Consider the following 9,089-nt stretch of genomic DNA (forward strand, 5'->3'; position numbering starts at 1 on the left):
CCGTGACGACGGGCAGGGCTTGCGTCTCTAGGCTGATTCCTAGTTTGGGGCCTGCCGACCCACGGAACCCCACCTTAACACCGAGGGCGACACCGCGTCGGTGACGCGCCGAGGACCTGAGCGCCGGTGACGCGCCGTTGGGGCTTAGCTTGCGACGAGCTACTGCGGCACGGTGACCGACGTCGCACCCTGGCCGATGCCGTACTGGCCGGGCTTGCCGCCGTTCGCCAGATCGCCCAGCGCCAGCACCGAGGTGATGCGGCCGGATTCGGTGCCGACGTCGTCGACCGTGCTGACCGCCGAGGTCAGTGCGGGATCCGAGCGCGTCACGGCGATCGCCGCGGTCCCCGATGCCGATCCGTCGCGGCCGACCAGGACGGTGCCCGAACCGTGCGGGGCCAGCCCGCCGGCGAATCGGGCCACGGTGGCGCCCCGGTTGCCGGCGTCATCGCCCAGCGGTCCGCCGGTCACGATCACCGCGGTGTTCGCCGCGCCCACCCGGTCGGTGTAGGTGATGAAACCGGTGTCGCGCAGCGTGGCGAGCACGGTTTCGCGTTGGGTGTCGTCGACGGTCTGCACCTTGGGATCGCGATTGATCAACAGCGCGATGCCCAGCAGGTCGCCGGCCTGGGAGCCCTGGTCCACCGACGTGGTGCTGAGCTGTTTGCCCGCTGGCACGATCGGCGAGTTGACCACCGACAACAGCTTCTCGGCGGCGTTGGCCTCGACGAACTGTGATGTCAGCCCGACTATTCCGCTGACCATTCCGCCGGCCTGACCGACGAGTCGTGTCATCGCGTCGACGTCGTCATCGGCGGCATCGGGGGTGCGGAACAGCACCACCGATTTGTCGACGAGTGTCTCACGCAGGATGCGCGGTGACATCTGCGCATCGAACTCCCCTGCCGCGCCGAGCTTCTCGTTGAGCGCGTTCCTCTCGTCGGTCAGGGTGTTGATCCGCTCCTGGAGCTCGTTCTTGTCATCGCGCAGCCCCGACAGCACGGTGTTGGACAGCATCCCCGATCCGAGCGCGACACCGATGGCCAGGGCGAGGAACACCGCCGCGAGCGAAATCGCGTGTGTGCGTAGCGATATCATCGGGTGCTCCTAGGTGACCCAGCCCTGGACCCACAGCGAGAAGCGGTTCCAATAGTCCACGATCCAGTCCAGCAGCGCGGCGTCGACACGTGCCACCCACAGCGCGACGATCACCGCGATCAACACGGCGAGCACCAGCAGCGCGATCGCTCCGCCCGACACCCGGCTGCGGTACAGCGTGGCAACGGCTTTGGCGTCTACGAGCTTCTCCCCGACCTTGAGCCGGGTCAGGAACGTCGACGGGTTGCTCTGCTGGCGCGCGCGGTCGAAGAACTCCTCGATGCTGGCGGTGTGGCCGGCGGTGACGATCAGCGACGCGCCGTGATGGTCGCACAGCAGCAATGCCAGGTCGGCGGCCGATCCCGCAGCAGGAAACGTCATCGCCCCGACTCCGAGGTCCTGGATTCGTTCGAGACCGGCGGCGTGTCCGTCGGCGTCAGCGGGCAGCACCACCTGCGCCCCGGACCGCAGCACCTCGGCGCTCATCTTGTCGGGGTCACCGACGATGAGTTGGGGCCGGTAGCCCGCCTTGCGCAGCACGTCGGCGCCGGTACCGACGCCAACGAGCACCGGTTGGTACTCCTTGATGAAGGGTTTGAGTGCTTTGAGGTCGATGGCGGCGTCGACGTCCTCGGCGACGATCACGACGTGGCGCCGGTTGAGGTCGACGTCGATGTCGGGGATGCCGATGCCGTCGATCAGCAGCGGGCTCTCACTGCGGATGAATTCGATGGTGTTGCCCGCGAACGCCTCCAGATGGGCCACCAACCCGCTCTTGGCCTCGTGCATCAGCTCATGGATTTCGTGGTCGGTGCGCTCGACGCCCAGCACGAGGCGCCGATCACCGGTGTAGACGCCGCCTTCGTGCAGTCGCACCCGTGCGCCGTCCTTGACCTTCTTGAAGACGTCGTCGCCGGTGTCGTCGATCAGGGTGATCCCGTTGGCGACCAGAACCTCGGGCCCCAGGTTGGGATAGCGCCCGGAGATGGAGGGCGAGGCGTTGACCACGCCGGTGACGCCGGCCTCGACGAGCGCGTCCGCGGTGATGCGGTCGAGGTCAAGGGCGTCGATGACGACGATGTCGCCGGGGGTGACGCGTCGCAGAAGTCGATCGATGTCGCGGTCGACTCTGGCCGTGCCGGTGATGCCCGGACGTGAGCTGGCATTACGAGATAGCAGCGCTGACATCTTCATGCGCCGATTTTGTCGAGATCAGCGAGCTATCTGTCGGAGGCGCGCCGTATCATCTGTCCCTTTTGTCACATACGTAACACTCAACGCGATGGTTCGAACAGTTCCACGAGATTGCCGGAGGGATCAGAGACCAAAGCTTGACGCCCGCCGCGGCCGGTGATGACATCCCCGCGAAGAGACACGCCGGCGTCGGTGAGCCGGGAGACGGTGTCGTCAAGGTCGTTGACTTCCAACTGGATTCGATTCCAGCCACCGGGGGCGGGCCTGCTCCCGTCGCTGAGCGTGTCCCCCGCTCCGCCTCCGCCGCCGGGTGCGTTCAACAGCAGTCGCAACTCGTCGCGATGGAGCATGGCGAACCCGGGTCCGGGTCTGAAGTCCACGTCAAAGCGCAAGTGGTTGATGTAGAACTGGACGGCTGAATCGACGTCATCCACTATGTAGCGGACACTAACAGTACTCATAATTGCACCTCCTGAAGGTTATGATACATAAATGTCCCAGATAGGTCGACTCGATCCGCGCGCAGAACACTCTCGCCGGACAATCCTTCGCGCCGCACTCGACGAGTTCGCCGAGGTCGGCTACGCCGGGTTCCGGATGGAGTCCGTCGCCGGTCGGGCACGCGTGGGCCGCAGCACGTTGTACCGGCATTGGCCGGACAGGACCGCGTTGATCGCCGACGCTCTCGAGACTCTCAACGTGCAGCCGGACCCTGGGCGGCAAGCACCCACCGGGACGGCACGCGAGCAGGTTCAAATTCTGCTGGAGCACCTCGCCGGCGCCCTGAGCGATTCCGCAGTCTCGGCCTGCATCCCCGCGCTCGTACACGCCGCGGAGACCGAACCGGACATCCGCCGGTTCTTCCATGAATATTCGGCGCTACGACGGCGGCGGCTCACCGCCACCATCGCCTCCGGTGTCGGTGACGGGCAGTTTCCGGCCCGCATCGATCCTGAGGCCGCATCGGTGGCGCTGTCGGGGGCCCTGTTCTACCGGCGCCTGGCGACCGACGAAGCGGCCGAGCCGAAATTCCTCAGCGCGCTGATCGACACGGTGCTGGGCGGCTAACCGCTTTCCGCGCGCTCTTTCTGCGCCGCCTCGAGCAGCTCGCGGGCGTGGGCGCGGCCGCTGTCGGATTCGCCGAGCCCGGCCAGCATGCGCGCCAGCTCGGCCACCCGCTCCTCGTCGTCGAGGCGCCGAACCCCGCTCCTCGGGGCGTTCCCCCCACCGCTGTCGGTGTTTTTCCCACCCTCCCCCCCGACGACGAGGTGCACGTCGGCATAGGCGGCGACCTGCGGCAGGTGCGTGACGACGATGACCTGGTGGGTGCGAGCCAGCCGACCCAATCGACGGCCGATCTGCACCGCGGCTCGGCCGCCCACCCCGGCATCGACCTCGTCGAACACCATCGTGGTTCCTTCCGCGGACGAGGACAACACGACCTCGAGTGCCAGCATGACCCGCGAGAGCTCACCGCCCGATGCGCTCTTGTGCAGGGGCAGGACATCGGTGCCGCGAGTGGCGAAGCCGAACTCGACATTATCGACGCCGTCGCGGCCGGCATGCACCGTCTCGCCCGACGGCAACACGACCGGCGCCGAGTCGTCGGCGCGCGCGAGCAGCGGGCCCACGGACGCGGTGAACACCGCGCCGGCCATGGCCAGCCCGGACAGTTCCGCGGTCACCGCCTTGGAAAGACCTTTGGCGGCCTTGGTTCGGGCCTTGGTCAGGTCGGCAGCCGCGGCGACGGTCTTCGTCTCGAGTTCGTCGACCCGATGTTGCAGACCGGCGAGCGCTTCCTCGGACACGTCGAGTTGCTCGAGCCGTTCCCGGGACTCACGGGCCCACTCGAGCACGCCGTCGATGTCGGCGGCGTACTTGCGGGTGAGGGACCGGAGTTCGGCTTGCCGCGCGAGCTTGGTCTCCAGCGCGCTGGTGTCGGTCGGCAACCCGGACAGATAGGTGCCGAGTTCGCCGCTGACATTGGTGATCACCGCGACGGCTTCGCTGAGCTGCTCGGCCAATGCGGTCAACGAGGTGTCTCCCGTTGCCTCCAGTGCCGATTTGGCCTGTGCGACACCATGGGCCGCGGACACCGCGTCGGGCGAGGGGTCGTCGGGTCCTGCGAGGGCGGCCCGAGCGATCTGGGCCGCGTCGCGCAGTGCGTCCAGTTCCGAAAGCCGCCGGATGTCGTCGACGAGCGCGGCATCCTCACCCGGCTGCGGTGCGGCCGCGTCGATTTCGTTGAGCCCGAACTTCAGCCGGTCGGCTTCGAGCGCCAGTTCCCGCGCCCGCTGCGTGCGGTCCAAGAGGTCGCGCCGGGCCGACAGCCACTCGTCCCGGACGCGGCGGTACTTCTTCAGATGCGTCTCGACGTCGGCGAACCGGTCGAGCGCGGCGCGTTGTTCATCGGGGCGCATCAACCGCAGCTGGTCGTTCTGCCCGTGCAGCGTGAGCAGTTCGGCGGTGAAGCTGCTCAGCGACTTGGCAGGCACGCTGCGGCCGCCCAGAAAGGCGCGCGAGGGACCGTCGCGGCTGACCGAGCGGGTCGCGATGACGGAGCCGTCGTCGTCGCGTTCGGCGCCCGAGCTGTCGAGGATCTCATCCACCAGCGTCGCCACAACATCACCGAGTTCGGTTGTGGTGAAACGCCCTTCGACAACGGCCCGGTTGTCCCCGGAACGCACCCGGGTGGCGTCGGCGCGGGCGCCGCCGAGCAGGTGCAGGCCGGTGACCACCATCGTTTTGCCGGTACCGGTCTCGCCGGTCAGTACGGTGAAACCGCGATCGAATTCAGCGGTCGCGGCGCTGATCGCGCCCAGTGACTCGATACGGATCTCGGAAAGCACTACTGCCCGCGCCACCCAGTGACCGGCAAGCGGAACTTGCGCACCAGGCGGTCGGTGAACGGTGCGCTGTCGAGGCGCACCCACTTCACCGGGGTTCCGCACCGGGTGACCTCCACGCGTCCGCCGGCTGGAACCACCATCTCGCGGCGCCCGTCGCAGAACACCAACGCGTCGTGGCTCCTGGCCTCGACCTCGATCGCGATGGCCGATTCAGGGCTGGTGACCATCGGCCGGGCGAACAATGCGTGAGCGTTGTTCGGTACCACCAGGATTGCCTCGAGGTCAGGCCACACGATCGGCCCGCCGGCGGAGAACGCCCACGCCGTAGACCCGGTCGGCGTCGCGACCAGCACGCCGTCGCAGCCGAAGGACGACACGGGGCGGCCGTCGACCTCGAGGACGGCTCCGAGCACTCCGAGTCGGGGTCCCTTTTCGAGGCTGGCTTCGTTGAGGGCCCAGCCGCGGTCGACGATCTCGCCGTCCACCCGCACCACGACGTCGAGCGTCATCCGCTCCTCGACGCGGTAGTCACGCTTGACGACCCGGTCGAGCACTGTGTCGATGGAATCGGCCTCCGCCTCGGCCAGAAAGCCGATGCGGCCGAGATTGACACCCAGCACGGGGATTTCGACGTTGCGAGCGAGTTCGGCAGCGCGCAGGAAGGTCCCGTCGCCGCCGAGGACCAGGACGAGTTCGCAACCCTCGGCGGCGCGCTCGTCGGCGTCGACCACTTGGATCTCGACGCCCAGCGAGCGTATGTCGTCGGGCGAGACGGGAACGGGTCCGCGGTCGACGGCTTCGGCCGACAGAACTTTGAGTCCAATTCCGTTGTCGCCGAGTACCTTCTGCACGCGCCGGGCGACTTCGGTGACTTCGTCACGGCCGGTGTGCACCACCATCAGGATCGCGCGGTCGGTCTTCACTGCGGACCCTCCGCGATGGCGGTACGGACGGCGGTCTCGAGGTCGTGTCCTGCCAATCCCCCGCCGGCGCGCAGATGCAGGAAGTACTCGACGTTGCCGGACGGTCCGGGAAGCGGGCTCGATGTCACCGCGACCGGATGCCAGCGCAGTTCGGCGGCGCGTCGGGCCACCGACAGGACCGCCTCGGCGCGCAGCGCCGGATCGGTGACCACGCCGCCGGCGCCGACCCGGTCCTTGCCGACCTCGAATTGCGGTTTCACCATCGGAACGATATCGGCGTCCGGTGACGCGCACGACGTCAGCGCCGGCAGGACTGTGGACAGTGAGATGAACGACAGGTCGGCGACGATCAGGTCGACGGGGCCGCTGATCGCGGCGGCCGTCAGCTCACGCACATTGGTGCGCTCCATCACAGTCACCCGCGGATCGTTGCGCAGCGACCAGGCCAGCTGTCCATAGCCGACGTCGGCGGCGATCACCTGGCGGGCGCCCCGGTCGAGCAGCACTTCGGTGAAGCCGCCCGTAGACGCGCCGGCATCCAGGCATCGCTTACCGTCCACCGGGAGACCGAAGGCGTCCAGTGCGCCCATCAGCTTGTGCGCGCCTCGCGACACCCAGGTGCGTTCGTGGGCACCCTCGATGGTGAGGCTCGCCGTGATCGAGACGGCGGTGGCGGGTTTGGCGGCAGGCATCCCGTCGATGCTCACCCGTCCGGCACCGATCAGCTCGGCCGCCTGCTGGCGGGACCGGGCCAACCCCCGTCGCACCAACTCGGCGTCCACTCGCGCGCGCCGTGCCACGGCGCTCAGCCCTTCTCGACCGACTCGAGCGCCTGCACGAGCACGTCGTGCGCCTCTTCCAGCCGTGCCGCCAGCAGCGCGACGTCGTCGTCGGTCAGGTCCGCGAAACCCGAGCCTTCCTGCGCGGGGTCGGGCAGGTCTGCCAGCAACTCCGCGATCCGGGCGCGGATCTGTTCGGGATCGGTACTCATATCGAGGTTCACGCTAGCGGATTCGACTGGGGAAGCATGGACCAGCGTTGCAGGGCCTGTCGGGCGGTGTCGTCACCGGCGGCGATCGCGACCGACCGGCCGTCGAGGCCGGCGTTCCACACCGCATCGGCGGTGGCCCGCACCACTGACAGGGCGTCGCCGGGATCGTGGCCGGTGGAGTGCACAGTGACCGTCGGTGACGCGACGTCGATGCGCCAGGCGGGGTGGGCCTCGATACGCAATGGGCCCGACGGGGTGCCGAGCGACCGCAGATCGGCGGCCAGATAGGTCGGCCGCTCCGAGGCCTGTGCACGGACGAGATCGACGGTCGTGCTGACACCGGTGAGCACGAGCAGGCTGGGCAGTCCGGCGGCGTTGGCCCCGGCGATGTCGGTGTCGAGGCGATCACCGATCACCAGCGGGGTCTGAAAGGTCCCTCGGGCCAGGGCATCGGTAAGCAGAGTCGGCTGCGGCTTGCCCGCCACCTGGGGTTCACGGTCGGTCGCAGCACGCAGCGCCGCCACCATGGATCCGTTGCCGGGCAACAATCCCCGTTCCGACGGCAGGGTCCGGTCGACGTTGGCCGCCACCCACAGTGCGCCGGCCCGGATGGCCAAGGCCGCTTCGGCCAGGTCGGGCCAACCGGTCTGCGGTGAGTGTCCCTGCACGACGGCGACCGGTCCGTCCGACCATTGTCGGGCAGGTTTGAGCCCGACGCGAATGACCTCGTTGGCGAGTGCTTCGGTTCCGACGACGAGAACGACTGCGCCAGAGGGTATTTGGGTGGCCAGCAGCCGTGCGGCGCTCTGTGCGCTGGTGACGACGTCCCCTGCTGCGGCGCGAAAGCCCAGGGCGCGAAGATGTCGGGCGACGTCGGCGGGCTCACGCGAGGCGTTGTTGGTGACGTAGAGGGTGCGTGCACTGATCGTGGCGAGCGTCTCGACCGCTCCGACGGTGGCTTCGTGTCCGCGGAAAACGGTGCCGTCGAGGTCGAGTAGAAGGCAGTCGTGCTCGTGCGCGAGGGTATTCACCTCAGGAGAGCTCCGTGATGCGTTCTTCGGCGTCGGTAACGCCCTCGAGGTCGGCGGCGGCGGCGTTGATGAACCACTGCAGCGCGTCCTCGCTGCGGCCAAGGGCCAGAAGCGTTTCGGCGTATACGTAGAACAAGCGCGCCGCGGTCTGTCCCTTACGGCTCGGATCAAGTTGCGGCGTCGACAGAAGCGCCAACGCCTGCTCGTGCTGGCCCAGATCGGAGCGAGCCCCGGCCACAACGATTTTGAGCTCGTCGGCGTCGTCGCCGGTGAGCTGGGCGGCCTCCGGGCTGCGGGCCAATTCGATCGCGCGCTCCGGACGTCCGACACCGCGTTCACAGTCGGCGATCAGCGCGAGCAGGGATGATTTGCTGCCCATCCGCTTGGCGGCTCGCAGTTCGGCGAGCGCCTGCGCCCAGTCGCCGCAGTGGTAGGCAGCGATGCCGACAGCTTCGCGCACCGCGGGGATACGGGCGGCGCGGTTGCGCGCGGCGCGGGCGTGTTCGAGTGCGGTCTGTGGATCGTCGTCGATGAGTTGGCCGGCGGCCACCAGGTGGCGAGCCACGAAGTCGGCGGTCGAGCGGTCGAGTGTCGTGAGCTCGCCACGCACGTCGGGCGCGAGTTGCCTTGGCTCGATGCCCTCCGGTATCGGCGGACCTGGCGGCTGACGGGATTCGTCGGGCTTGGGCTGCGCCCTGCGGGCCCGGTTCGGACCGGAGCTGCGCGGCGCTGACTGCTGCGGGCGGCGCCTGGCGTCGCCGTCCCTTCTGTCCTGAGCCACGTATGCCTTTCTACCCGATGGAGGAGTCTCGCGATAATACGTAATGAATTGTCGCGAAATAGAATTACCCCCCACGCAATCGTGGGGGGTAATCCTAATTTGTGTTCGGCGGTGTCCTACTTTTCCGCCCGGGTGGGGCAGTATCATTGGCGCTGGCAGGCTTAGCTTCCGGGTTCGGGATGGGTCCGGGCGTTTCCCTGCCGCTATTGACCGCCGTAACTC

10 protein-coding genes and 1 rRNA gene are annotated in these 9,089 nt (G+C 68.1%); 1 reads left to right on the top strand and 10 read right to left on the bottom strand.

Annotated features, from left to right (window positions below):
* Nucleotides 1–159 precede the first annotated feature (159 nt).
* From AAHH99_RS20665 to AAHH99_RS20675, 3 genes are all read right to left on the bottom strand, one after another.
* A complete protein-coding gene (locus tag AAHH99_RS20665; protein ID WP_418770374.1) occupies nucleotides 160–1,098 on the bottom strand; it encodes a copper transporter in 939 nt (312 codons plus the stop codon).
* A 9-nt stretch (nucleotides 1,099–1,107) separates the two neighbouring features.
* A complete protein-coding gene (steA, locus tag AAHH99_RS20670; RefSeq protein ID WP_068201885.1) occupies nucleotides 1,108–2,292 on the bottom strand; it encodes a putative cytokinetic ring protein SteA in 1,185 nt (394 codons plus the stop codon).
* An 80-nt stretch (nucleotides 2,293–2,372) separates the two neighbouring features.
* On the bottom strand, nucleotides 2,373–2,753 hold the full coding sequence (locus AAHH99_RS20675) for a VOC family protein (RefSeq protein WP_418770375.1): 381 nt from the start codon (nucleotides 2,751–2,753) through the stop codon (nucleotides 2,373–2,375).
* Nucleotides 2,754–2,784: 31 nt separating this feature from the next.
* Here AAHH99_RS20675 and AAHH99_RS20680 point away from each other — a divergent pair, with 31 nt between their 5' ends.
* Nucleotides 2,785–3,360, top strand: coding sequence for a TetR/AcrR family transcriptional regulator (locus tag AAHH99_RS20680; RefSeq protein WP_418770376.1), 576 nt, complete (start codon nucleotides 2,785–2,787; stop codon nucleotides 3,358–3,360).
* Here AAHH99_RS20680 and recN read toward each other — a convergent pair.
* From recN to rrf, 7 genes are all read right to left on the bottom strand, one after another.
* Nucleotides 3,357–5,141, bottom strand: coding sequence for a DNA repair protein RecN (recN, locus tag AAHH99_RS20685; protein ID WP_418770715.1), 1,785 nt, complete (start codon nucleotides 5,139–5,141; stop codon nucleotides 3,357–3,359). The two genes, AAHH99_RS20680 and recN, sit on opposite strands and share 4 nt — an antisense overlap.
* On the bottom strand, nucleotides 5,141–6,040 hold the full coding sequence (locus tag AAHH99_RS20690) for an NAD kinase (protein ID WP_418770716.1): 900 nt from the start codon (nucleotides 6,038–6,040) through the stop codon (nucleotides 5,141–5,143). The genes recN and AAHH99_RS20690 overlap by 1 nt, the downstream gene beginning before the upstream one ends.
* A 20-nt stretch (nucleotides 6,041–6,060) precedes the next feature.
* Nucleotides 6,061–6,864 carry a TlyA family RNA methyltransferase gene (locus AAHH99_RS20695; RefSeq protein ID WP_418770377.1) on the bottom strand — a complete coding sequence of 268 codons (804 nt, stop codon included), beginning with the start codon at nucleotides 6,862–6,864 and terminating at the stop codon, nucleotides 6,061–6,063.
* A 5-nt stretch (nucleotides 6,865–6,869) separates the two neighbouring features.
* Nucleotides 6,870–7,055 carry a hypothetical protein gene (locus AAHH99_RS20700; protein ID WP_418770378.1) on the bottom strand — a complete coding sequence of 62 codons (186 nt, stop codon included), beginning with the start codon at nucleotides 7,053–7,055 and terminating at the stop codon, nucleotides 6,870–6,872.
* 8 nt (nucleotides 7,056–7,063) lie between these two features.
* Complete coding sequence (locus AAHH99_RS20705) at nucleotides 7,064–8,086, bottom strand: HAD-IIA family hydrolase (protein ID WP_418770379.1); 1,023 nt, start codon at nucleotides 8,084–8,086, stop codon at nucleotides 7,064–7,066.
* A gap of 1 nt (nucleotide 8,087) precedes the next feature.
* Nucleotides 8,088–8,867, bottom strand: coding sequence for a tetratricopeptide repeat protein (locus AAHH99_RS20710; protein ID WP_418770380.1), 780 nt, complete (start codon nucleotides 8,865–8,867; stop codon nucleotides 8,088–8,090).
* Between the two features lie 103 nt (nucleotides 8,868–8,970).
* Nucleotides 8,971–9,085 (bottom strand): 5S ribosomal RNA (gene rrf, locus AAHH99_RS20715).
* Between the last annotated feature and the right edge of the window lie 4 nt (nucleotides 9,086–9,089).

The organism is Mycobacterium neumannii (assembly GCF_048452905.1).
GTDB lineage: Bacteria > Actinomycetota > Actinomycetes > Mycobacteriales > Mycobacteriaceae > Mycobacterium > Mycobacterium neumannii_B.

Bases quoted from the DNA above. Each gene is read 5' to 3' on its own strand.
- AAHH99_RS20675 (WP_418770375.1), bottom strand. From the start codon at position 2,753: ATGAGTACTGTTAGTGTCCGCTACATAGTGGATGACGTCGATTCAGCC.
- steA (WP_068201885.1), bottom strand. From the start codon at position 2,292: ATGAAGATGTCAGCGCTGCTATCTCGTAATGCCAGCTCACGTCCGGGC.
- AAHH99_RS20680 (WP_418770376.1), top strand. From the start codon at position 2,785: ATGTCCCAGATAGGTCGACTCGATCCGCGCGCAGAACACTCTCGCCGG.
- AAHH99_RS20665 (WP_418770374.1), bottom strand. From the start codon at position 1,098: ATGATATCGCTACGCACACACGCGATTTCGCTCGCGGCGGTGTTCCTC.
- AAHH99_RS20700 (WP_418770378.1), bottom strand. From the start codon at position 7,055: ATGAGTACCGATCCCGAACAGATCCGCGCCCGGATCGCGGAGTTGCTG.
- AAHH99_RS20690 (WP_418770716.1), bottom strand. From the start codon at position 6,040: ATGGTGGTGCACACCGGCCGTGACGAAGTCACCGAAGTCGCCCGGCGC.